The organism is Neorhizobium sp. PAMB6716 (genome assembly GCF_058242805.1).
On record NZ_CM177835.1, the window covers coordinates 3,649,264 to 3,672,403 of the forward strand.

Sequence of the window (23,140 nt, forward strand, 5' to 3'; positions counted from 1 at the left end):
AATCCCCGCTGATACTAGAGCCAACACGCGCGTGCGGACGCCTATGCACTTCATGCACATCAGGATGCGGGTGCGACCATTTCCGCTGTCCGCACGAGAAGATTTTGTCTTCAGGTCCGGCGCAAGATGAAAATCACGCCGGTCGCTGGCGTGGTTGCGAAGCTTATAGATACTTTCTAAGAAAGGTTCCAGACGGTGATCGGTCAGATTGCCAGATTTTTTTCATCCCCCGGCCTCAACTGAAGTGAAGGCAGACCTCATGCGGCTCACCGCCGAAAACCTCTCGGCGCATCGCGGCGAGGATCTGATATTCTCGAATATTTCCTTCAACTTAACGAGAGGCGAGGCGCTGGTGCTGACCGGCCGCAACGGGTCTGGAAAATCCACGCTTCTCAGGGTCGTGGCAGGCCTCATCCGCCCGGCTGCGGGACATGTGGAATGGCGTGGCGCAGACGGCCAAAAAGCCGTCAACGCCGCCGAAGCCTGCCATTATCTCGGACATCGCAACGCGATGAAACCGGAACTCACGGTTGCGGAAAATCTTGGCTTCTGGCGTGATTTTTTGCGCGACATGGAGGGAGGCGCCGGCGTCACGATTGCAGAGGCGGCGGACATGGTCGAACTCGGCGCCATCCTGCACCTGCCCTTCGGTTACCTCTCGGCCGGCCAGCAGCGGCGCATGGCCTTTGCCAAGCTTCTTGTCGCATACCGCCCCGTCTGGATCCTCGACGAACCAACGGCTGCCCTCGACACTTCTGCCGAGGCGCTGTTTGCCCGCCTCATCCGCGCCCATCTGGATGGCGGTGGCATCGTGCTCGCGGCGACGCATCAGCCGCTCGATTTCGAAGCGACGCAGCGTCTGGAGATGAAGGGTTTTCAGTATGCGGAGATGGAGGAGGGGATATGATCACTTGGCCTTCGATGGCACCTGGGAGCCCCCCTCTGCGCTGCCGGGCATCTCGCCCACGGGTGGGGAGATTGGCCAGCCAATTGCCCCCCCGATCCGGATCTGCCTCCAGCGTCGTCTTTGCAATACCGGTGGAGCGAGAGATTGCCGCTTGTGATCTCCCCACTTGTGGGGGAGATGCCCGGCAGGGCAGAGGGGGGCTGGCGTTCTCCACCGGTGCGCCATCATGACCGCCCTCCTTCTGCGAGACCTCAAACTGTCCATTCGCGCCGGGGGAGGCGCCCTGATCGGCGTACTGTTCTTCATGACGGTGGTGGCCGTCATTCCCTTCGGCGTCGGGCCGGATCTCAATCTTCTGTCGCGCATCGGCCCGGCCATCGTCTGGATCGGCGCGCTTCTTGCCGCACTTCTCGGGCTTGACCGTCTGTTCCAGACCGAGCGTGAGGATGGTTCGCTGGACCTCCTGTTGATGCAGGAACATCCGCTGGTACTCACCGTGCTGGTCAAGTGCCTGGCGCACTGGCTGGCCAATGTTTTGCCGCTGGTGATTGCCTCGCCGCTGCTCGGCCTGTTCATGAACATGGACGAGGTGGCGATCGGCGCTGTGATGCTGACGCTGCTGGTGGGATCGCCGGCGCTCACCTTCATCGGAGCTGTCGGGGCTGCCGTTGCGGTTACGCTGCCGCGCGGCGGGCTGCTCGTCTCCATCCTGGTGCTGCCGCTCTGCGTGCCGGTGCTGATTTTTGGCGTTTCGGCCTCTTATGCGGCGGTGGAAGATCCCGCACCCTTCCTGCCGCCTTTCATGATCCTTGCCGCCATCACGATGTTTTTTGCGGTTCTCGGGCCGGTCGGCGCCGCACTGGCGTTGCGCAATGCCGGGGATTGACTAGAATCAAATCGGCCCGTTGTGCCCGGCCTTAGAAGAGACCCATGACCGAGAGCCTTGCCATCACCAAATTCAGCGATCTTGCCAACCCGACGCGGTTTCTGGCGCTTGCAGCGCGCATTCTGCCGTGGTTGTCGGCGCTGACGGCGCTGCTCTTTGCCGTCGGGCTCTATCTCGCCTTTTCCACCGAAGGCGATTACCAGCAGGGCGATACGGTGCGCATCATGTATGTGCATGTGCCGGCCGCCTGGCTGTCGATGATGTGTTATTCGGTGATGGCGCTGTCGGCCATCGGCACGCTTGTCTGGCGCCATCCGCTGGCCGATGTCAGCCACAAGGCGGCAGCCCCGCTCGGCGCGGCCTTCACGCTGATCGCGCTGGTGACCGGCTCGCTCTGGGGCAAGCCCATGTGGGGGACGTGGTGGGTGTGGGATGCGCGGCTCACCTCGGTCTTCGTTCTCTTCCTCATGTATCTCGGCATCATCGCGCTCAACCGTGCCATGGACGATCCCTCTCGCGCGGCCCGCGTCAGCGCCGTGCTGATCCTCGTCGGTTTCGTCAATATTCCGATCATCAAGTTTTCCGTCGACTGGTGGAACACGCTGCACCAGCCGGCAAGCGTCATCCGGCTCGGCGGCCCGACCATCGATGGCGAATTCCTGCGCCCGCTGCTGGTGATGGCGGTGGCGTTCACGCTTCTGTTCTTCACGCTGCACATCATGGCGATCCGCAACGAGATCTGGCGCCGGCGCGTTTCGACGCAGCGCCGCATGGCCGCACGCCTTGCCGGCCGGGAGGGCTGATCCATGGGCCACGCATTTTATGTCTACACATCCTACGGGATTTCCGGCTTCGTGACGCTTGCACTTGTGCTCTGGACGGTGATCGACGGGCGCGCGCGCCGACGTGAACTTGCCGAACTGGAGGCATCGGGCCTTCGCCGCCGCTCTGCCGCCCCGTTGGCCGAGACACCCAGATCATGAGCACGGCCACTGAGGACAAGAAGCCGGAAGGCCGCCGCAGTGCCTCCCGTTATCTGCTGGCGCTGATCCCGCTGCTGGTGTTTGCCGGCTTTGCCGCGGTGGCCGGCAAGATGCTCTATGACCAGGATGTCAACGGGCTCGACGTGTCAGCCATCCCGTCAGCACTCATCGGCAAGCAGGCTCCGACGCTTTCGCTGCCGCCGCTCGAGGGCTCGCAGACACCGGCCCTCACGGACGCGGCCATGAAGGGCAAACTCACCCTCGTCAACGTCTTTGCCTCCTGGTGCGTGCCTTGCCGGCAGGAGCATCCGATGCTGAAAGAGCTTGCGGCCGATAGCCGGCTCACCATCGTCGGCATCAACTACAAGGACCGCAATGACAACGCCCTGCGGTTTCTGGGCGAACTCGGCAATCCCTACGATGCAATCGGTGTCGATCCGAACGGCAAGGCCGCCATCGACTGGGGTGTGTATGGCATTCCGGAAAGCTATCTTGTCGGTCCGGATGGCACCATTCTTTACAAGAAGGTTGGCCCCTTCGATGACCGCAGTGTGACCGACGGCCTGATGCCGGCGATTGAAAAGGCGATGGCGGCGTCTCGCTAACGTATCGGATTTTGATACGTTGCCTTGACTACGGAAACGTATCAATTTACGATACTAAAACTCGGTAAAAAATGATCCGCTCGTTCCGGGACAAACTGACGGCATCGATTGATGACGGTTCCGTGCGCAAAGGTTTTCCCTCAGAGCTGGTGCGCAGGACACAGCAGATGCTGGTTCTTCTGGATGCAGCCGTTGCCCTTGACGATCTCAGATCACCGCCGGGGAATCGCCTGGAGAAGCTGTCCGGCGACCGCGAAGGTCAATATTCTCTGCGCATCAACGGCAAGTGGCGGCTCTGCTTCACCTGGGACAATGGCGGCGCTGAAAATGTCGAGGTCGTGGACTATCATTGAAGGCCAGATGGCGATTGGAGTTAGGGTATGTCAGCAAGCAAGGCTCCAGCAATTCACCCGGGGGAGATCCTGCGCGACCTCTATCTGGAGCCGCTGGAAATGACGCCTTATGCGCTGGCGAAAAAGCTGCACGTGCCGCGCACGCGCATCGAAAGGCTGGTGTTGGGCAAGGTTGGCGTCACCGCAGACACAGCACTTCGGCTCGCCAAGTTCTTCCGCACGACGCCGGAACTGTGGCTGAACCTTCAGGCGTCGTATGACATCAAGAAGGAGCGGGCAAACCTTGCAGCCGAACTCGAGCAGATTGTCGAGATCAACGAGGCCGCCTGAGCAGGACGCCTAAAGCGCCCCCTGCCAGGCCCTGATCGCATCGACCGGCCAGACCAGCATCAGCACGTTGAGGGTGAGGTTGTCGCGGATGAGGAAGCCGGTCAGGAGTTCGAAGCTGATGGCAAGCGCGACCGTCAGCCAGATCGGCGCGCGGGAGGCAAACAAGAAGCCGAGTGCCATGAACACGGTGTCCATCGCCGAATTCAAAATGCTGTCACCCTCGTAACCGACCGCCATGGTGGCGGAGCGGTAACGATCGATGATGATCGGTGAGTTTTCCAGCAGCTCCCACGCCGCCTCGATCAGGGTGGCAAGTGCCAGACGCTTGCCAAACGATCCCTTGCGCAGCACGGCCCATCCGAGCAGATAAAACAGGAATCCGTGGATGATGTGGGAGGGCGTATACCAGTCCGACAGGTGCTGGGAATTGCCCGGCGAATTCACGCCCGGTTCGAACAGCTTGATGGTGCCGCAGGAGCAGATCCAGAGCCGCCCCATGAGATGTTCAGAGAGAACCTGCACAAGGAGAATAACAAGGGCGACGATGAACCAGAAATGTTGCGAGCGTGCCGAAGGGGCAGCCGTCGTCGCGCTCATTTGCCGTCCTCGGTCTTCGGCTGCAGCGAATGTTTCATGATCAGCGGCATCTGGGCGAGTGTGAAGATGATGGTGATCGGCATCGTGCCCCAGACCTTGAAATTGACCCAGACGACATCGGAAAAATTGCGCCAGACCACTTCATTGAGCACCGCAAGAAACAGGAAAAAAATGCCCCAGCGCAGCGAAAGCTTGCGCCAGCCTTCATCCGTCAGCTGGAAGGCGGCGTTAAAGACGTAGCCGAGCAGCGATTTTCCGAAAAACAGGCCAACGAGCAGCACCACACCGAACAGCGTGTTGACGATGGTCGGTTTCATCTTGATGAAGGTCTCGTCCTGCAGCCAGATCGACAGGCCGCCGAACACCATGACGACCACGCCCGAGACGAAGGGCATGACCGGCAGGTGCTTGAAGACGATCTTGGAAACGATGAGCGACAGTACGGTGGCCGCCATGAAGAGGCCGGTTGCCACCAGAAGCGGCCCGCCGAGCGCCGACAGTGCCGGGAATTTTCCGATCAGCCATTCGCCGCGCAGATTGGCGAAGAAAAACACCAGCAGCGGCCCGATCTCCAGGATCAGCTTGAGCGTCGGATGCTCCTTTTCCTGGCGGGTCGGCGTCGTATCGCTTTCAAGGCTCTGCATGGGGCTGGGCTTCATCTCTTGTTGGACCTGTCGATGCAAATCCGGTTTCTGTGTCATCAATGCGTCAGGCCGGCAATGGCGCTGGCGAAATCCTCGGCCTCAAAAGGCTCCAGATCCTCTACACCCTCGCCGACGCCGATGAAATAGACCGGCAGCTTGTGCTTGGCGGCGATGGCCACAAGAATGCCGCCGCGCGCGGTGCCATCAAGCTTGGTCATGATCAGGCCGCTGACGCCGGCGACATTGCGAAAGATTTCCACCTGGTTCATGGCGTTCTGGCCGGTGGTGGCGTCCAGCGTTTGCAAGACGGTGTGCGGCGCATCGGGATCAAGCTTGCCGAGCACGCGCACGATCTTTTCCAGTTCCGCCATCAGCTCCGCCTTGTTCTGCAGGCGTCCGGCGGTATCGATGATCAGCACGTCGCATTTCTTTTGGCGCGCCTGCTCGAAAGCGTCATAGGCAAGACCTGCCGCGTCGGCGCCGAGCTTGGTGCCGATGAATTCGGATTTCGTGCGGTCGGCCCAGATCTTCAGCTGCTCGATGGCGGCGGCACGAAACGTGTCGCCAGCCGCCAGCATCACCTTCAGGCCGGAGCCGGAAAGTTTTGCGGCAAGCTTGCCGATCGTCGTCGTCTTGCCGGTGCCGTTGACGCCGACGACCAGAATGACATGCGGCTTGTGGCTGAGATCGAGCGCCAGTGGCTTTGCCACCGGCTTTAAAACCTTGGTGATCTCGGTTGCCATGATGCGCGAGACATCCTCGCCGCTCACATCCTTGCCATAACGTTCCGACGACAGCGTATCGGCAATGCGCATGGCGGTCTCGACGCCGAGATCGGCCTGGATCAGCAGGTCTTCCAGCTCCTCCAGCGTCGCCTCATCCAGCTTGCGCTTGGTGAAGAGCGCGGTGATCTGGCCCGTCAGTTGGGACGAGGTGCGGGAAAGGCCTTCGCGCAGGCGCTGGAACCAGGTGAGTTTTGGACGGGCGACGATTTCCGCCGGGGCTTCCTCGACGCGGGTGGCAAAGCCCTTGGGCAGGATGATTTCAGCGGGCGGCACATCATTGGTGGACGCGTCTGCCGTGGTGCCATCCCCCTCCGCCCTGCCGGGCATCTCCCCCACAAGGGGGGAGATCACGGAGGCATCGTCGAGGCCTGTATTTAATTCCGAATCGATGGCAGGAGTTTCAGCGTCTGACAGGGGACGCGGCGCTAGCCCCAAATCGATCTCCCCCCTTGTGGGGGAGATGCCCGGCAGGGCAGAGGGGGTAGTGTCGCCACCCTCCAGGCCCTCCGCCTCGGCTTCCGCCTGCAGCAGAGACAGCGGCACCATGCCCATGTCGCCCGGAAGCAAATCGGCGCCCGGCAAAAGCGGGGCTTCTTCCTCTTCACCAAGGTCATCACCGGCCGGGCCGCCGGCGGTTTCCATCTCAAGGCCTGCCACCGGATCGACCGGGGAGACGGAAAGGTCTTCGGCGCGGGAATGCGGTTCGGTTTCGGTCTGAAGGGCGGCCTGCTCCTCGGGCGTCAAAGTCTCATTGGCTAAGCCATCGGCCGCCTTGTCTTGCGCCGGCGCCTTGTCCTTGCCGAAGGTAAAAACCTTTTTGATGAAGCCGAGCGCCATGAAAAATCCGTTTCGTCACGCCGCGCGGGCGGCGGCAAGCTGCATGTTCAAGTGTTTGCCGTTATGGCCTGTCAACTCCACCTCTACCAGATCCCGTGGGCGAAGGTTTGGCGCGGCAACAACGGAGAAGTTCTCGGTATGGGCGAAACCGTTCATCTCCACAAGGATGCTCTGGCGGGTTCCAACCATCCGGTCGAGATGCGCAAGGTGAAGCGCGTCTCCGGTAACGCGAAGCCGGGCGGCCCGTTCCTTCACCAGCGCCCGGTCCAACTGCGGCATGCGGGCAGCGGGTGTGCCGGGGCGCGGGCTATAGGGGAAGACGTGGAGGAAGGACAGGCCGCATTCTCTCGCATGGCGAACGGCATTCTCGAACATGTCCTCCGTTTCCGTCGGGAAACCGGCGATCATGTCGGCACCGAATGTCATCTGCGGACGCAGCGCCCGCACTTTTTCGACGAAAGCCAGCGCATCGGCGCTGGAATGCCGGCGCTTCATGCGCTTCAGGATCATGTCATCGCCATGCTGCAGCGACAGATGCAGATGCGGCATGAAACGCGGCTCATCCGCAATCAGGTCGAGCAGATGATCGTCAGCCTCGATACTGTCGATGGAGGACAGCCGCAGGCGCAAAATCTCCGGCACCTGCTTCAACAGGGTTTTGGCCAGAAGCCCGAGCGTCGGCGTGCCCGGAAGGTCGGCGCCAAAACTTGTGGCATCGACGCCGGTGAGAACGATTTCCCGGTAACCGGCTTCCACCAGTTTTCGGGCCTGATCGACGACTGCGCCCATCGGCACCGAGCGGGAATTGCCACGACCATAGGGAATGATGCAGAACGTGCAGCGGTGATCGCAGCCGTTCTGCACCTGGATGAAGGCCCGCACATGGCCATCGATGTGCTTGACCATCTGCGGCGCGGTGGCCTTCACGCTCATGATATCGTTGACGCGCAGCTTTTCTTCCGCTGAAACGCCAAAATCCGGCAGCCCTCGATAGGAAGCGCTTTTCAGCTTTTCCTCGTTGCCGAGAACCGCATCCACTTCCGGCATGGCGCTGAATGTCGCGGCCTCCGTCTGCGCAGCACAGCCGGTGACGATGATGCGGGCATGCGGATTTTCGCGCCGTGCACGTCGAATGGCCTGGCGCGCCTGGCGCACGGCCTCTCCGGTCACGGCGCAGGTATTGACCAATACGGCATTGTTCAACCCCGCCTTTTCAGCCTCGGCGCGCATGACCTCGGATTCGTATGTGTTCAGCCGACAGCCGAAGGTGATGACCTCGACGCCGCTCAACGGATGCCAGCCTCAGGCTCCGCATCGCGCGTGAAACGGCCGGTGACAGGGTCGAGATGGCCAGACCATTCCCATTCGGCAGGCCCGGTCATCACCACATGGTCGTCGCCCCGCCAGTCAATGGTCAGCGTGCCGCGATTGGGGCTGGAGGCAACGGTGATCGACACTGTGCGATCCGTCCGCCCGGTGCGCGCGCCGGATACGCCGGCGGCGCAAGCGGCCGATCCGCAGGCGAGCGTCAGCCCTGCGCCGCGCTCCCAGGTGCGGGTCACCATCTGCGTTGGCGAAAGGACCTGCGCCAGCGTGATATTGGCCTTTTCCGGAAACATCGGATGGTTTTCAAGCAGCGGCCCGAACCGATCGAGATCAAACGTCATCGGGTCCCGATCGACCCAGAATACCGCATGCGGATTGCCCATCGACATCGCCGCGGGCGAATGAAGAACCGGTGCATCGATCGGCCCGATCTGCAATTCAATCCGGCTGGTATCGAAAAACTCTTCCGACAGCGGGATCTTGTCCCATTCAAAGACCGGCTTTCCCATGTCGACGGAAATCGTGCCATCGACATGTTCCTGCGCATTCAGGATGCCGGCAACCGTCTGGAAGGTAAAAGCCTTGCGCCCGCTTTCGGCCGACAGCGCCTGCACCACGCAGCGCGTGCCATTGCCGCAGGCCTGCGCCTTCGTGCCATCGCAATTGAGGATATCGATATAGGCATCCGTGTCCGAAAGTTTCGGATCATGGATTGCCATGATCTGGTCAAAACCCGTTTCTGCCTCAGCGGCAAGCGCGATGGCCGCCTGCGGGGTGACGTGATCTTTGCGGCCGCGCATATCCACAACGAGGATCTTGTTGCCAAGCCCGTTCATCTTTGCAAATTCGACCGTGTTATCCATGACGTCACCCATCCGGCGCATCTTTGCGCCGCTTTCGGCCTATATGGCGGAAAAACGCCCTGATTTAAAGAGGCGGGCGCGATCCGCTAGCCGCCGCGCCGACGCTCAACGCAGGGCGCCATCACGCAGAGCAGTTCAAACAGGATGTTTGCCCCGGCAAGCGCCGTCATGCCGGCCAGATCGAATGGCGGTGCAACCTCCACCACATCGGCGCCCACGATATCGACGCCGGCCAGCAAACGCACCAGCGCCTGCGCCTCGCGGGTGGAAAAACCGCCGATCTCAGGCGTGCCGGTTCCGGGCGCCATCGAGGGGTCGATGCTGTCGATGTCGAAGGTGACATAGGTCGGACCGGTGCCGGCAATGGCACGCGCTTCTTCCATCACGGAGACCGCGCCACGCTCGACGAATTCCTCCATATAGATGATGCGGATGCCCTGGCTTTTGGCCCAGTCATGGTCGGTCGTATCGTAGATCGAGCCGCGAATGCCGATCTGCACCATGCGCTTGGGATCCAGCAGGCCTTCCTCGATGGCGCGGCGGAAGGGCGTGCCGTGGGTGTACCGATTGCCGCCGAAATAGCTGTCATTGGTATCGGTATGGGCATCGAAATGAATGAGGCCGACCGGGCGGGTTTTGGCGACCGCCCGCAGCACCGGCAGCGTCGTCAGGTGATCGCCACCGACGGCAAGCGGTAGCGCGCCGGCTGCCACAATGGCGGCAATGCCGGCTTCGATGCGGGTAAGACCATCCATGAGGTCGATGGGGTTGACCGAGACATCACCGACATCGGCGACATTGGCGATGGAAAACGGCTCGACGCCGGAGACGTGATGCACGCGGCGAATGAGGCTTGACTGGTTGCGCACCTCGCGCGGCCCATGGCGGGCGCCGGCCCGGTTCGTCGTGCCGCCATCCCAGGGAATACCGACCAGCGCAATATCGAGACCATCCGCAGAAGTCACCGCCGGCAGGCGCATGAAGGTGGAGTGGCCGGCAAAACGCGGCACTTCGGCGGCATCGACAGGTTGGTGGAATTGCGCACTCACGGGGGACGGCTCCAATGCAATCAGGATGAAGGCGGGCGAAAGATTGCCCGCCTTCAATGGAGCAGAGGCGGAGGCGGCTGTAAATGCTGCAACGCGACATATGCTGTCTACCGTGTCGAAGCACAGGCGCCGCCCCGCCCGGGCAGCGGGCCGCTAGTCGGCAACAACAGGCATGTAGAGATCGCCGCCTTCGCGATATTTCGCGGCCATCGCCTCCAGCCCCTCCTTCTGCGCCTCGGCCCGGATATCGTGGGAAATGCGCATGGAGCAGAATTTCGGGCCGCACATGGAGCAGAAATGCGCCACCTTGTGCGCCTCCTTCGGCAAGGTCTCGTCATGCATGGAGCGCGCCGTTTCCGGATCGAGCGAGAGGTTGAACTGGTCCTCCCAGCGAAACTCGAAGCGCGCGCGCGACAGCGCATCATCGCGCAATTGCGCTGCCGGATGTCCCTTGGCGAGATCAGCGGCATGGGCTGCGATCTTGTAGGTGATAACGCCGACCTTCACGTCATTGCGGTCGGGAAGGCCCAGATGCTCTTTTGGCGTGACGTAACACAGCATGGCGGTGCCGAACCAGCCGATCATCGCGGCCCCGATGGCAGACGTGATGTGATCGTAACCCGGCGCGATATCGGTGGTCAGCGGTCCCAGCGTATAGAAGGGCGCCTCGCCGCAGGTTTTCAGCTGCTTGTCCATGTTTTCCTTGATCTTGTGCATCGGCACATGGCCCGGGCCTTCGATCATCACCTGGCAGTCCTTTTTCCAGGCGATCTGGGTTAGTTCGCCGAGCGTTTCAAGTTCGGCAAATTGTGCGGCATCATTGGCATCGGCAATCGATCCCGGGCGCAGGCCGTCGCCCAGCGAAAACGACACGTCATAGGCGCGGGCGATGTCGCAGATCTCGTCAAAATGCTCGTAGAGAAAACTCTCCTTGTGATGGTGCAGGCACCACTTGGCCATGATCGAGCCGCCGCGCGAGACGATGCCGGTGACGCGGTTGACGGTTAGATGGATATAGGAAAGCCGCACGCCGGCATGGATGGTGAAATAATCGACGCCCTGTTCGGCCTGTTCGATCAGCGTGTCGCGATAGACCTCCCAGCTCAGGTCCTCGGCAATGCCGCCGACCTTTTCCAGCGCCTGATAGAGCGGCACGGTGCCGATCGGCACGGGCGCATTGCGGATGATCCAGTCGCGGATATTGTGGATGTTGCGCCCGGTCGACAGGTCCATCACCGTATCGGCGCCCCAGCGGATGGCCCAGACCATCTTTTCCACCTCCTCCGCCATGGACGAGGTGACCGCGGAATTGCCGATATTGGCGTTGATCTTGACGAGGAAATTGCGGCCGATCACCATCGGCTCCAGTTCCGGGTGGTTGATATTGGCGGGAATGATCGCGCGACCCGCTGCCACTTCGGCACGCACGAATTCCGGCGTGACATGGTCTGGAATATGGGCGCCATAGCTTTCGCCATCGCGGACCAGCGCTTCCTGTGCTGCCTTGCGGCCAAGGTTTTCCCGGATGGCAACAAATTCCATTTCCGGCGTGATGATGCCGGCGCGGGCATAGGCAAGCTGGGTGACAGCCTTGCCGTCGCGCGCCCGCAGGGGAGCGTGGCGCACGGGAAATTCCGGCGTCAGCCTGTCGCCGCTCACAAAACCGTTGTCGGCTGCACTCACCGGGCGGCCCTCGTAAGCTTCCACATCGCCGCGCGCCAAAAGCCAGTCGTGTCGCGGGCGCGTGAGACCGGCATCGATGGCGATGGTGGCCGATGGATCAGTGTAAGGCCCGGAGGCATCATAGACATGGACCGGCGGTTCCCCGGCTGTCGGGTGTAGTGCGATCTGGCGCAGCGGCACGCGCAGATCGGGATAGAGGTCTCCGGCAAGGTGGATCTTGGTCGAAGCCGGCAGCGGGCCGGTGGTGACTTCGGGGGTGGGAAAAGGTCGGGCAATGTTCATCGTGAGGCTCCAAGGGTTGGAGACCCAGTCATGTCAGCCGGAAAGATGGAGAAACGCCTGCCGCGATCCTGCAAGACAGGATTTGTGGCATCTGCAGCGCGCACCGTCCCTACGCCAGTATGAACTGGATCAGGTTCAACGGGTCACTGCGCTGCTTTTTTAAAAGCCCAGCAGTATCTCAGCCCCTTGGCGGGACCCCCCTGGTGAATGCGAGGGAGTGTCGGCAAAGATCGTCGGCATGTCAACACACAGCCGTAAGGCCTCTATGCCTTCGGGTGCGTGCGGCTCGATCGTTCTTGGGGGAGGAGGGGAGGCCCGGCCGAAGATGTTGGGGGGCTGGGGGTAAGGTCAACACGTCCAGCCGGGCCAAATGGCGCACCGCGCCAACTGTCGAGTGTGAACTTGCGCACCAATTTCGGCAGGGTTTTGTCCGAAATCGGGCAGAAAAGGAGAATTGTCGGGGCAGCGGCAGCGCGAGGTGCTTCTGCCATTTGCGCGCAGTCGGGTTGATTTTTTCGCCGGCTGAGGCACACTGTCATTCCAGTGTTACATGGCGTTGGGAGCATTGATGACCGATCAGCCAGATGTTTACGGACGCGACCGCACCCCTGAAGGGGCCGTGGTCGTTGAACTTAACCAGTACCGCCAGAACAGCGATCCGATCCCCATCACCTTCCACCGGCGTGAGCTGGATGCGATCCTGCGTATCTACGGCCGCATGGTCGGAGAGGGTGAGTGGAAGGATTATGCGATCGATCACCTCAAGGACAAGGCGGTGTTTTCGATCTTCAAGCGTTCGGGCGAAATGCCGCTTTACCGCATCGAGAAGAACCCGAAGCTTGCCGGAAAACAGGGTGCGTTCAGCGTCCTCAACACCCATGGCATGATCCTGAAGCGCGGCCATGAGCTGCCGCAGGTGCTGAAAGTGTTCGACAAGGTGCTGAAGCTCGTCGATTGATTTTTTTCGCGTAGGCAGGGCAGGGTACTGCCCGATGGGAGACTGGTGCTGATCAGCCCTTGAACAGCGTGCCGGGATAAGTCTCGGCGTCCGGATCGCTTGTGTTGCCCTCGCCGAGATCCCGCTGCATGAAGATCGTGTCCAGCCATGCGCCGTGCTTGTAACCGGTGCCTTTCATCGTGCCAACCATGGCAAAACCCAGCGCTGTGTGAAGTGCAACGGATGCCGGGCTTGCGCCGCCGATGACGGCTGCCATCTGGCGAAAGCCGAGCGCTGTCGAGCGCGTGATCAGCTCGGCCAGCAGCGCCTTGCCGACGCCGCGGCCTCGGGCCTCCGGTGCCAGATAGATCGAATCCTCCACCAGCCAGCGATAAGCAGGGCGGGTGCGGAAGGCGGAGGCATAGGCATAACCGAGCAATCTGCCGGCCTCGTCTTCGGCGGCGATATAGGGATAACCCTTTTCGGTCACCGCCTCGAAACGCGCGCGCATTTCAGCCTCGTCGGGAGCCACCAGTTCATAACTTGCCGTGCCGTGCAGCACGCTGTCGCGGTAGATGGAGGTGATGGCGGAAATGTCGGAGAGGGTAACGTCGCGCAGGCGCAAGGACATGAAAACACTGCCGGTTCTGGTAAGACTGAGCGACAGTAAGATGCCGGCTATCGCGTTGCAAGATGCTGGTCTTTCCCCTGCCGGGCAACAAAAAAGGCGGCCCGTGAGAGCCGCCTTCCGATTGTCTGTTGCTGACTGCTTAGTTGTTCCGGTTGCCCAGGAACTGCAGCATGAACATGAACAGGTTGATAAAGTCGAGATAGAGCGTCAGCGCGCCCATGATCGCCTTGCGGCCCATGACGGCTGCATCGTCGCCATCGAAATACATTTCCTTGATCTTCTGCGTGTCATAGGCGGTGAGGCCAGCAAAGATCAGCACGCCGAGCACCGAAACCGCAAAGGACAGGGCCGACGAAGCAAGGAAGATGTTAACGACAGAGGCGATGATCAGGCCGAAGAGACCCATGATCAGGAACGAGCCCATGGCCGTCAGGTCACGCTTCGTGGTGTAGCCGTACAGCGACAGGGCGCCGAAGGAGGCAGCCGTCACGAAGAAGGTCTGCACGATGCTCTGGCCGGTATAGACCAGGAAGATCGAGGACAGCGACAGGCCCATCAGGCCGGCATAGACCCAGAAGGCGGTCTGGGCTGCGGCAACGCTCATCTTGTTGATGCGGTAGCTCAGGAAAAAGACCATTCCGAGCGGCGCCAGCATCACCACCCAGCGCAGGGGGCTGGCATAAAGCGCGGTACCAAGAGCCGTCAGCTGGCCGTTATCGACAGCAAGCTGCCAGGTGCCGAACGAGGCAAGGCCGGTGATCAGAAGACCAAGCGCCATCAGGTTGTAGACCTTCAGCATATAGGTGCGAAGGCCCTGGTCGATCATTTCGGCAGAACCCGCACGTGCCTGGGCAGCGCGGTTCTGGAAGTTATAGTCAGACATATTCGTCCTCTCAAAGCTTCGGTGTTGCTACGGTGTCCGGATGGTATCCATCTCTGGCGCCGCTGCGAAGCTCAGCAAGCCTGTTGTAAATATGCGGACATATGGCTTTTCGTTCAAGTACCCGCCGCCCGATTCGGCAAGGTGACGAAAATTTAATCCGCCCGGCGACGTGCAAGGGCTGTGCCCTTAAAGTTCGCGCAGCACCGGTGCCGCCTTCTGGCCAAGAATCCGCCATGTGCCGGCAAGGCCGATGCCAACCGTCAGCACCAGCGCTGCGATCAGTGTAAAAATGGCAACGTCAGGCAGGAAGGTTGCCGGCAGCTTCATGATGCGGGCCACAACGAACCAGGCCGCACCGCTTCCGGCACACAGCGCAAAGACGGCCGTGGCAAAACCCAGGATCATGTATTCATAAGCAAAGGCGCGCATCAGCATGCGCCGTGTGCCGCCGAGCGTCTTCAGGATCACCGCATCATGGGTTCGCGCCCGGTTGCCGGAAGCAAGTGCCCCCGCCAGCACCAGCACCGAGGCGATAAGGGCAACGGCTGCGGCCGCACGAATGGCGGTTGCGAGCTGTCCCATCAACTGCTCGGCAATGTCGAGTGCATCCTTCACCCGCACGCTGGTAATGGTCGGATAGGCATTGGTGACCGTGCGCAGGATCGCACCCTCTTGCGCCGGCGTGGCGCTGGGGTCGGTCAGCGTCGCAAGCCAGGCATGCGGCGCACCCCGGAACGTATTGGGCGAAAACACCATGACGAAATTGATCGACAGCGAGCGCCACTCGATCTGGCGGAAATTGGCGATGCGCGCTGTAATGTTGCGGCCAAGCACGTTGACCGTCACCGTGTCGCCGATCTTCAGGCCAAGTTCGCCGGCCTCTTCTGCGGAAAAGGACACGAGCGGTTCGCCGCTATAGTTTTCCGGCCACCATTCTCCTTGGGTAATCGTCGCATTGGCCGGCAGTTTTTCGTCATAGGTAATGCCACGGTCGCCGCGCAGCACCCAGCGTCCGCCTGGCGGCACGTTCATCTGGCTGACATCCTGTCCGTTGAAGGAGAGGATGCGTCCACGCAGCATCGGCACCTGGGTGATCTCGCCCTGCGGCGCCTGCTGTTTCAGGATGTTGACGAAACCATCGCGCTCGCTGCCCTGGATGTCGACGAAAAAGAAGTTCGGCGCCTGCTCCATCATCGTGCCCGACAGTTGCCGGCGCAGGTTTCCGTCGATCAGCGCCAGCGTCACGAGAAGTGCAAGACCCAGGCCGAGCGATAGCACCACGGAGGGCGTCAGCGCACCTGGACGGTGGATATTGCCGATGGCAAGCCGGAGCGCCGGCGAATTGACGCGCGGGCTACGGCGGGCAAGGGCGGCAATGCCGGCTGCCACGAAGCGCAGGAGCACGAAGGCGACGGCGACAGCCCCGAGGAAGACCACCGCGATATAACGTTCTTCGGAGGAGAAGATGGCAAGGGCGGCAAGCGCTGCAAGCGCCCCGCCACCGGCCAGCAGATACGGCCAGGAAGGCAGGCCCGTCTGGTCGAAGCTCTGTTCGCGAAAGAGGGCCGTTGCCGGCACGTCGCGGGCATGGCCGAGCGGCAACACGGCAAAGGCAAAGGTTGTGAGGAAGCCGAAAAGTGCTGCAAGGCCCAGCGCTGACGGATAAAACGCCGTTTCCGCCGGCACCGGCAGCACGTCGCGCAGGAAACCCAGCGCCACGAATGGCGCAATCGCCCCGATCACCAGGCCGATCGCGATGCCGACAGCGCCGATCAGCAGGATCTGGAACAGGTAGATGAGCGTGACGACAAAGGCCGGCGCGCCAAGGCATTTGAAGGTGGCGATGGTGGTGCGCTTGGCATCGAGAAAGGCGCGCACCGCATTGGCAACGCCGACACCGCCGACGATGAGGGCGGTCAGCCCGACAAGCGTCAGGAACTGTGAGAAGCGGTCGACATTTTCGGTGAGCGACGGGGCGGCGCGGTCTGCCGTGCGGATGGACCAACCGGCAGAGGGAAACTGTTTGTTGGCAATCGCTGCGAGCCCGGAGCGCGTCGAGGGGCGCTCCAGCTTGATCTTGTAAGCATGTTCGACAAGGCTTCCGGTCTGCACGAGGCCGGAAGCGGCAAGGGCATCGCGGCTCAGCATCAGCCGCGGCGCAAAACCAAATCCTTCCGAAAGCGCGTCCGGCTCTGTCACCAGCGTTGCCGTGATGCGGATGCGGGCCGTGCCCAGCAGCATCTCGTCACCGACTTTTACGCCCAGGCGTTCCAGAAGCAGCGGTGCGGCGATGGCGCCATAGACATTCGCCTCTTCGCTGAGAAGGTCCGGCAGCGGCCGGGCGGGTTCGGTCACCAGCGTACCGTAGAGAGGGTAGGCGCCATCGACGGCCTTGGCCTCGACCAGCGCCTGCTGCGAGCCATCAGGCAGGCGGGCCATGGACCGCAGGCCGGTCGATACGGCAACCTGGCCCAAGCCGTCCAAGAAGGCCCGTTCGTCCGGCGTCGCCTCGCGGTTGTTGAGTTCAAAGCGGACATCGCCGGCCAGCAGCGCCTGTCCTTGCGTTGCAATGGCGCCGGTGATGGCGCGCGAGACGGAATTGACGGCGGCAATGGCGCCGGTGCCAAGCGCGATGCAGGCGAGGAAAATGTAGAAGCCGGAAAGGCCGCCGCGCAGTTCGCGCAGGGCAAGTTTAAGCGCAATCGAGAGGCGGGAAAACGTCACGGCCATCATGCAAAGGCCGCCGCAGGTGAGGCCGACATTGCGCTGTCGGTTGCGATCTCACCGGAGCGGACGCGGATCTGGCGGGTGCAGCGGGCGGCAAGCGCATTGTCATGCGTCACCAGCAGCAGCGTCATGCCGCGCTCGGCCTGTTTGGCAAACAGAAGATCGGCGATCTGGCGTCCGGTCTCGGTGTCGAGATTGCCGGTGGGTTCATCGGCAATCAGCACGGCGGGCGATGGGGCAAGCGCCCGGGCAATCGCCACACGCTGCTGTTCTCCGCCCGACAGCTGGCCGGGGTAATGGGAGAGCCTTTCGCCAAGGCCGACGGCTGTCAGTTCAGCGCGGGCAATGTCAAAGGCGTTTTTCACATTGGCCAGTTCCAGCGGCACGGCCACGTTTTCAAGCGCGGTCATGTTGGCGATGAGGTGGAAGGACTGGAAGACGATGCCGATGTTCTTGCCGCGAAAATCGGCCAGCGCATCTTCGCTCAGCGCATGAAGCGGCGTGTCACGAATGGTGATTTCGCCGCTGTCGAGCCGTTCAAGCCCGGCCAGAACCATCAGCAGCGTCGACTTGCCGGAGCCGGACGGGCCGACGATGCCGACCGCCTCGCCCCTGCGGATATCGAGATCGATGCCCTTCAGCACATGCACGGAGGCGGCCGCATTCCCAAGGGTCAGATCCGCCTTCTTCAATGCGATGATGGTTTCAGTCACGGCAAAGCACCCTATATTGGCGGAAATGAACAGTTACAGATACGTTTGCCGCAGTGCGGCGGACCAGCACAATCTAGGGATGGCCCCATGAAATTCAAAGCGGCACTGCTTCACGTGATTGTCATCGCCGGCCTTGCCCTTGCCGGCTCAGTACAGGCAAAAACCCTCCAGCTCGTCGGCTTCGGTGACAGCCTGATGGCCGGCTACCAGTTGCCGCCGTCGGAAAGCTACACGGCGCAGCTGGAAAAGGCGCTGAAGGCCAAGGGGCATGACGTCGCAATCGCCAATGCCGGGGTTTCCGGCGACACGACGGCGGCCGGCCTGTCGCGCGTCGACTGGTCGGTTCCCGATGGCACCGATGGCGTCATCCTCGAACTAGGTGCCAATGATGCCCTGCGCGGTATTGCGCCGGCCGAGACGGAAAAGAATCTTGATGCGATCATCACCCGCCTGAAAGCACGCAACATTCCCGTGCTGCTGGCCGGCATGATTGCCCCGCCGAACATGGGCGGCGCTTATGGCGATCGCTATAACGGCATCTATACAAGGCTGGCGTCAAAGCACGGAATTCCGCTTTATCCGTTCTTCCTCGACGGTGTTGTGACGCAGCAGGGCTTGCAACTGGAAGACGGTATGCACCCGAATGCCAAGGGCGTTCAGGTGATGGTGGAGCGCTCGCTGCCTGCAGTGGAAAGTTTCCTTTCAGCAATCAAGCCTGTGAATTGATTGCTGCATAGCGAAAAACAATGCTTGCGCCGAGCGGCTTTGCATGTTCCGCTACCGGTATTCGCTATGAGATTCGAGGAGGTTCGCTATGCCGAGACTTTTCACCGCCCTCGAAATCCCGCGTAATGCTGCCATGAGCCTGTCTTTGCTGCGTGGTGGTCTGCCTGGTGCACGCTGGATCGATGTCGAGAATTATCACATCACGTTGCGCTTTATCGGCGACGTCGACGGGCGAACCGCCGACGAGATCGTCAACCGTCTCGATCGTATCGACCGGGAAGAATTCCAGATCAGCCTCAGCGGCATCGGCGCCTTCGGGTCAAAGAAGCCGCATTCGGTCTGGGCCGGCGTGTCTGCCTCGCCGGAACTGAATGCGCTGCAGGGCGAAATAGAGCGCATCTGCCAGCGCATCGGCCTGCCACCGGATCCTCGCAAGTTCACACCGCATGTCACGCTTGCCCGCCTGCGCTCGGCGCGGGTGGAGGATGTGGTGCATTACCTTTCCGGACGCGGCAATTTTCACACGCTTCCCTTCATGGTCGGGCGCTTCGTGCTGATGTCCTCGAAGGAATCGGTCGGCGGTGGCCCCTATCTGACCGAAGAGATCTTTCCGCTGCAGGAAAGCCGCTCTTCCTATGCCGCCCATGATTATCAGTCGGAAAAGACGCTCTACTGAGGGTTTGCGATGCGCGACGGAAAGCTGGATCCGGCCGCGATTGCCGCGAGCCTCTCGACATTGGAGGGATGGGTGCTTGCGCCCGGCGGAGACGCCATTCTTCGGGATTTCACCTTCCGCAATTTCCGCGAGGCTTTTGGATTCATGACAGAATGCGCGTTGTGTGCGGAAAAACTCGATCATCATCCGGAATGGAAAAATGTCTACGCGACCGTATCGGTGCGGCTGACGACCCATGACTGCGGCGGGCTGAGTGAGCGCGATTTCAAGCTGGCACGCATGTTCGACAAGGCCGCTGCGCACCGCAATTGACGCGACCGTGATTGAACTCGACTGGCTGCAGGCCCATATGGTCTTGGTTCGCAACCGAGAGGGAGGCCGCCATGGACGACGTCAAGATCGGAGAAATCCTTGCGCCGGGCGATGAAGAAACCCAGGCAAAGCAGGAAAAGCGTATCCGTGCCAAATTCTGGCCGACGTTGAAGCGTGCCGTCCGTTATGTGCCGTTCAGCCGAGATCTGGTGGCGGCCTATTATTGCGCGATGGACCCGAAGACGCCGCTTCGGGTGCGCGGCGTGCTGCTGGCGGCGCTTGGCTATTTTGTTCTGCCGATCGATCTGGTGCCCGACATGTTCCTGATGGTCGGCTTTACCGACGATGTGGCGGTTCTGGCGGCCGCTTTCCGGATGGTTCAGGCCTATATCAACGACAGCCATTACGAGGCGGCCGACCGCGCGCTTTCCCATGAGGATCTCGGCAGCACCGGAGCAGAACCTGCCGCCGGCTGACGGCCAGGTGGTTCTTGTTTGGAGCCGGCCCAACTCTTGCCCGAATTCTCGGTTCATTGACTTTTCAGACTGAAGAACCGCAGGCCTATATCCTGCCGCCTTGACAGGGCGCAGCCTGCGTTTCGCCGTCAGCAAGCCTCTTCAGATACACTATCCATCCCCGTTGACGATTTGGTAACCGAAATTAAGTCAAAGTCGAACGGATCTCGACCATATCAGGCCTTTCGCCGCCCGGTCGGCCGTTGAATGAGAAAACTGGCAGGACACAATGTTTGTAAGACAGATCGCCATCGCGTCGACCCTTCTGCTCGCCAGCGCAGCGTTTGCGTCCGCGCAGGCACCCGCTCCGACCCGTATCGAGCAGTTCAAGAACTGGGGCGCCTATTCCTACAAGTCCGGCAACAGCACTGTTTGCTACGTGCTGTCAGTGCCCACCACGAAGGAGCCCGCCAGCGTCGATCACGGCGATGTCTTCTTCATCATCTCCCAGCGCCCCGGCCAGAACATTTCCTACGAGCCGCAGGCGATGATGGGTTATACGCTGAAGGCGGACTCGAAGGTCAACGTGACCATCGACAAGAAGAATTTCGTCATGTTCGTCAAGGACAAGGCCGCCTGGGTGGAAAATGCCGCCGAAGAGCCGGCGCTTGTGGCGGCCATGAAGACGGGTTCCAGCATGACGGTCAAGGCAACATCGCTGCGCGGCACCGCCACCAACTATTCCTATTCGCTGGCCGGCATCTCGCAGGCGCTGAAGAAGATCGAAACCTGCAAGTAAGCCTTTCCGGCTGCAAGAAACGAACGAAGGCTGGCCGCAGGGCCGGCCTTTTTGCGTCAGGTGGTGACGCGCGCCGCTTTTGATGATACATGGCCCGCCAAGATGTGGCCGATGCCTTGCGCATGGCGGGCCGCATACGCATTTCACACGAAGAGATCATGGATCTGCCCCCGGTGCCGACGCGCCGCGATGCGCAGCCGTTCGAATGGGATCATGAGCATGTCTGTTTCCGAAGCCATCGTCATGGCAGACAGCGTAAAGCAGCCTTTGGTGGCGCGTCCGGAGCTGATGTCTGAAAAGCCGTCGCTGATCGGCCTCACGCGCGAGGAGATGGCCAAGGCGTTGATGGAAAAAGGCGTCACCGCAAAGCAGGTGCGCATGCGCGTCAGTCAGCTTTGGCACTGGCTTTATATTCGCGGTGTCTCCGATTTCGATGCCATGACCAATGTGGCGAAAGACATGCGCGAGATGCTGAAAAAGCATTTCACCATCGCCCGGCCCGAGATCGTCGAGGAGCAGGTGTCCAATGATGGCACCCGCAAATGGCTGTTGCGTTTTCCGCCGCGCGGCGCCGGCCGCCCCGTCGAGATCGAAACCGTCTATATTCCGGAAGAAGGTCGCGGCACGCTGTGCATCTCAAGCCAGGTCGGCTGTTCGCTCACCTGTTCCTTCTGCCACACCGGCACGCAGCGGCTGGTGCGCAACCTGACGGCGGAAGAAATTCTGGCGCAGCTTCTTCTGGCGCGGGATCGGCTGGGCGATTTCCCCGGTGCCGATACGCCGCCCGGCGCTTTCGTGCCGACGGGGGACCGCAAGGTCACCAATGTCGTGATGATGGGCATGGGCGAGCCGCTCTACAATTTCGAAAGCGTCAAGACCGCGCTGCTGATCGCAACCGACGGCGATGGCCTGTCCTTGTCCAGGCGTCGCGTTACGCTTTCCACCTCCGGCGTCGTGCCGGAAATCTTCCGCACCGGTGATGAGATCGGCGTGATGCTGGCGATTTCGCTGCATGCGGTGCGCGATGAGTTGCGCGACATGCTGGTGCCGATCAACAAAAAATATCCGCTGAAGGACCTGATCGAAGCCTGCCGGAATTATCCGGGGCTTTCCAATGCACGCCGCATCACCTTCGAATATGTGATGCTGAAGGATGTGAACGACAGCCTGGAAGACGCCAAGGAACTGATCAAGCTGTTGAAGGGCGTGCCGGCCAAGATCAACCTCATACCCTTCAACCCGTGGCCGGGCACCAATTACCAGTGCTCCGACTGGGCAACGATCGAGAAATTCGCCGATTTCATCAATCAGGCAGGCTATGCCTCGCCGATCCGTACGCCGCGCGGACGCGACATTCTGGCGGCCTGCGGCCAGCTGAAATCGGAATCGGAACGCATGCGCAAGACGGAACGTCTGGCCTTCGAGGCGATGATGATCGCCGGCCATGGCGAAGACGACGATTGATTGTTGATGACGGCGTGGCGGGTATGACGGCCCGCGGCCGTCACTTCGCCTGCGTCATCAGGATCTTGACGGCAAAGATCGAAAAGATGCCGGCAAAGCTGTAGTCGATGCCGCGCAGCACCTTTCTGTTGTTCTGCAGCCAGCCTGACAGAAAGGCTGCGCCGTAGATGATGCCGATGCCAATCGGCAGCGACAGAATGATCGACCATATTCCCAGAAACATCAGCTTGCCCGTGACATGCGGATCGTCTGCCGTGACGAACTGCGGCAGGAAAGTCATGAAGAAGATGATGACCTTCGGGTTGAGGAGGTTCACCCAAAGCCCGTTGACGAACGCGCCGGTGCGCGACGCCTGTGCGGCACCATCGGCCTTCACCACGAAATTGGAGCCATGTCGGATCGCCTGCACGGCGAGCCACAGGAGATAGGCCGCGCCGCCCGTCTTCAGCATGGTGAAGGCGGCGGGGGAGGCAATGATCAGTGCGGAAATGCCAAACGCCACCAGGATCGTGTGGATGGCGATGCCGAAGCTGGTGCCGGCAAGCACCATCAGGGCGGTTGCGCGCCCGTCGCGCAGCGAGCGGCTGATCCACAGCGTCATGTCAGGACCGGGTGTCAGCGCCAGCGCAAGGATCGCCACGCTGAAGGCGAGGATGATGGCAAGGCTTGGGATGAAGTCCATGACGG

At 61.3% G+C, this 23,140-nt stretch carries 26 protein-coding genes and 1 riboswitch; of the genes, 14 read left to right on the forward strand and 12 right to left on the reverse strand.

The features are described from left to right. Window positions 1-259: 259 nt before the first annotated feature. The 7 genes from ccmA (at window position 260) to AC4CWH_RS17660 (ending at window position 4,064) form a co-directional block, all read left to right on the forward strand. Window positions 260-907, forward strand: a complete 648-nt coding sequence (gene ccmA, locus AC4CWH_RS17630) for a heme ABC exporter ATP-binding protein CcmA (protein ID WP_491319726.1) — start codon at window positions 260-262, stop codon at window positions 905-907. A 226-nt stretch (window positions 908-1,133) separates the two neighbouring features. Next, window positions 1,134-1,793, forward strand: a complete 660-nt coding sequence (gene ccmB / locus AC4CWH_RS17635) for a heme exporter protein CcmB (protein ID WP_491283351.1) — start codon at window positions 1,134-1,136, stop codon at window positions 1,791-1,793. A gap of 44 nt (window positions 1,794-1,837) precedes the next feature. Continuing rightward, a complete protein-coding gene (locus AC4CWH_RS17640; protein ID WP_491319727.1) occupies window positions 1,838-2,596 on the forward strand; it encodes a heme ABC transporter permease in 759 nt (252 codons plus the stop codon). A 3-nt stretch (window positions 2,597-2,599) separates the two neighbouring features. Then, a complete protein-coding gene (gene ccmD, locus AC4CWH_RS17645; protein WP_491319728.1) occupies window positions 2,600-2,776 on the forward strand; it encodes a heme exporter protein CcmD in 177 nt (58 codons plus the stop codon). Further along, window positions 2,773-3,381, forward strand: coding sequence for a DsbE family thiol:disulfide interchange protein (locus AC4CWH_RS17650; RefSeq protein WP_491319729.1), 609 nt, complete (start codon window positions 2,773-2,775; stop codon window positions 3,379-3,381). Before ccmD ends, AC4CWH_RS17650 begins: the two co-directional genes overlap by 4 nt. A 71-nt stretch (window positions 3,382-3,452) precedes the next feature. Beyond that, window positions 3,453-3,734 carry a type II toxin-antitoxin system RelE/ParE family toxin gene (locus AC4CWH_RS17655; protein ID WP_491319730.1) on the forward strand — a complete coding sequence of 94 codons (282 nt, stop codon included), beginning with the start codon at window positions 3,453-3,455 and terminating at the stop codon, window positions 3,732-3,734. A gap of 27 nt (window positions 3,735-3,761) precedes the next feature. Further along, window positions 3,762-4,064, forward strand: coding sequence for a HigA family addiction module antitoxin (locus AC4CWH_RS17660; RefSeq protein ID WP_491319731.1), 303 nt, complete (start codon window positions 3,762-3,764; stop codon window positions 4,062-4,064). A 9-nt stretch (window positions 4,065-4,073) separates the two neighbouring features. Here the strand turns inward: AC4CWH_RS17660 and AC4CWH_RS17665 are convergent, their stop codons facing one another. The 7 genes from AC4CWH_RS17665 to thiC form a co-directional block, all read right to left on the reverse strand. After that, window positions 4,074-4,661, reverse strand: a complete 588-nt coding sequence (locus AC4CWH_RS17665; protein WP_491319732.1) for a DUF2585 domain-containing protein — start codon at window positions 4,659-4,661, stop codon at window positions 4,074-4,076. Next, window positions 4,658-5,305, reverse strand: coding sequence for a septation protein A (locus tag AC4CWH_RS17670; RefSeq protein ID WP_491319733.1), 648 nt, complete (start codon window positions 5,303-5,305; stop codon window positions 4,658-4,660). Before AC4CWH_RS17670 ends, AC4CWH_RS17665 begins: the two co-directional genes overlap by 4 nt. Window positions 5,306-5,361: 56 nt before the next feature. Continuing rightward, window positions 5,362-6,927 (reverse strand): signal recognition particle-docking protein FtsY, encoded by a 1,566-nt coding sequence (gene ftsY, locus AC4CWH_RS17675; protein ID WP_491319734.1) that lies wholly within the window; start codon window positions 6,925-6,927, stop codon window positions 5,362-5,364. A gap of 15 nt (window positions 6,928-6,942) precedes the next feature. Further along, window positions 6,943-8,217, reverse strand: a complete 1,275-nt coding sequence (mtaB, locus tag AC4CWH_RS17680) for a tRNA (N(6)-L-threonylcarbamoyladenosine(37)-C(2))-methylthiotransferase MtaB (protein WP_491319735.1) — start codon at window positions 8,215-8,217, stop codon at window positions 6,943-6,945. Next, a complete protein-coding gene (gene dapF / locus AC4CWH_RS17685) occupies window positions 8,214-9,116 on the reverse strand; it encodes a diaminopimelate epimerase (protein WP_491319736.1) in 903 nt (300 codons plus the stop codon). Before dapF ends, mtaB begins: the two co-directional genes overlap by 4 nt. A gap of 86 nt (window positions 9,117-9,202) precedes the next feature. Continuing rightward, window positions 9,203-10,165 carry an agmatinase gene (gene speB / locus AC4CWH_RS17690; protein ID WP_491319737.1) on the reverse strand — a complete coding sequence of 321 codons (963 nt, stop codon included), beginning with the start codon at window positions 10,163-10,165 and terminating at the stop codon, window positions 9,203-9,205. A 153-nt stretch (window positions 10,166-10,318) separates the two neighbouring features. Continuing rightward, the gene (gene thiC, locus AC4CWH_RS17695; protein WP_491319738.1) at window positions 10,319-12,130 is read right to left on the reverse strand and encodes a phosphomethylpyrimidine synthase ThiC; all 1,812 of its coding nucleotides are present in this window, start codon (window positions 12,128-12,130) and stop codon (window positions 10,319-10,321) included. Between the two features lie 88 nt (window positions 12,131-12,218). Next, window positions 12,219-12,342, reverse strand: a riboswitch (TPP riboswitch). 356 nt (window positions 12,343-12,698) lie between these two features. Between thiC and AC4CWH_RS17700 the strand changes: the two genes are divergently transcribed. Then, window positions 12,699-13,088 carry a DUF2794 domain-containing protein gene (locus tag AC4CWH_RS17700; protein ID WP_491319739.1) on the forward strand — a complete coding sequence of 130 codons (390 nt, stop codon included), beginning with the start codon at window positions 12,699-12,701 and terminating at the stop codon, window positions 13,086-13,088. A gap of 52 nt (window positions 13,089-13,140) precedes the next feature. On the opposite strand, the gene AC4CWH_RS17705 is transcribed toward AC4CWH_RS17700, so the two are convergent. The 4 genes from AC4CWH_RS17705 to AC4CWH_RS17720 form a co-directional block, all read right to left on the reverse strand. Continuing rightward, window positions 13,141-13,698: a GNAT family N-acetyltransferase gene (locus AC4CWH_RS17705; RefSeq protein WP_491319740.1), complete on the reverse strand. Its 558-nt coding sequence runs from the start codon at window positions 13,696-13,698 to the stop codon at window positions 13,141-13,143. Window positions 13,699-13,837: 139 nt separating this feature from the next. Continuing rightward, entirely contained in the window at window positions 13,838-14,581 is a 744-nt protein-coding gene (locus tag AC4CWH_RS17710) for a Bax inhibitor-1/YccA family protein (RefSeq protein WP_491319741.1), read from the reverse strand. Window positions 14,582-14,767: 186 nt separating this feature from the next. Beyond that, window positions 14,768-17,311: an ABC transporter permease gene (locus AC4CWH_RS17715; protein WP_491321466.1), complete on the reverse strand. Its 2,544-nt coding sequence runs from the start codon at window positions 17,309-17,311 to the stop codon at window positions 14,768-14,770. Continuing rightward, the gene (locus tag AC4CWH_RS17720) at window positions 17,311-18,021 is read right to left on the reverse strand and encodes an ABC transporter ATP-binding protein (RefSeq protein ID WP_491319742.1); all 711 of its coding nucleotides are present in this window, start codon (window positions 18,019-18,021) and stop codon (window positions 17,311-17,313) included. The genes AC4CWH_RS17715 and AC4CWH_RS17720 overlap by 1 nt, the downstream gene beginning before the upstream one ends. Window positions 18,022-18,108: 87 nt before the next feature. On the opposite strand from AC4CWH_RS17720, the gene AC4CWH_RS17725 reads away from it, so the two are divergent. From AC4CWH_RS17725 to rlmN, 6 genes are all read left to right on the forward strand, one after another. Next, window positions 18,109-18,747: an arylesterase gene (locus AC4CWH_RS17725; RefSeq protein WP_491319743.1), complete on the forward strand. Its 639-nt coding sequence runs from the start codon at window positions 18,109-18,111 to the stop codon at window positions 18,745-18,747. Between the two features lie 88 nt (window positions 18,748-18,835). After that, window positions 18,836-19,423 (forward strand): RNA 2',3'-cyclic phosphodiesterase, encoded by a 588-nt coding sequence (gene thpR / locus AC4CWH_RS17730; protein ID WP_491283368.1) that lies wholly within the window; start codon window positions 18,836-18,838, stop codon window positions 19,421-19,423. Window positions 19,424-19,432: 9 nt separating this feature from the next. Next, window positions 19,433-19,735 (forward strand): 4a-hydroxytetrahydrobiopterin dehydratase, encoded by a 303-nt coding sequence (locus AC4CWH_RS17735; protein ID WP_491319744.1) that lies wholly within the window; start codon window positions 19,433-19,435, stop codon window positions 19,733-19,735. A gap of 71 nt (window positions 19,736-19,806) precedes the next feature. Next, the gene (locus AC4CWH_RS17740; protein ID WP_491283370.1) at window positions 19,807-20,211 is read left to right on the forward strand and encodes a YkvA family protein; all 405 of its coding nucleotides are present in this window, start codon (window positions 19,807-19,809) and stop codon (window positions 20,209-20,211) included. A 268-nt stretch (window positions 20,212-20,479) separates the two neighbouring features. Then, window positions 20,480-20,989 carry an invasion associated locus B family protein gene (locus AC4CWH_RS17745; RefSeq protein ID WP_491283371.1) on the forward strand — a complete coding sequence of 170 codons (510 nt, stop codon included), beginning with the start codon at window positions 20,480-20,482 and terminating at the stop codon, window positions 20,987-20,989. 219 nt (window positions 20,990-21,208) lie between these two features. Further along, window positions 21,209-22,453: a dual-specificity RNA methyltransferase RlmN gene (gene rlmN, locus AC4CWH_RS17750; RefSeq protein ID WP_491283372.1), complete on the forward strand. Its 1,245-nt coding sequence runs from the start codon at window positions 21,209-21,211 to the stop codon at window positions 22,451-22,453. A 40-nt stretch (window positions 22,454-22,493) separates the two neighbouring features. Here rlmN and AC4CWH_RS17755 read toward each other — a convergent pair whose 3' ends face one another. Next, window positions 22,494-23,135 (reverse strand): LysE family translocator, encoded by a 642-nt coding sequence (locus AC4CWH_RS17755; protein WP_491321467.1) that lies wholly within the window; start codon window positions 23,133-23,135, stop codon window positions 22,494-22,496. Between the last annotated feature and the right edge of the window lie 5 nt (window positions 23,136-23,140).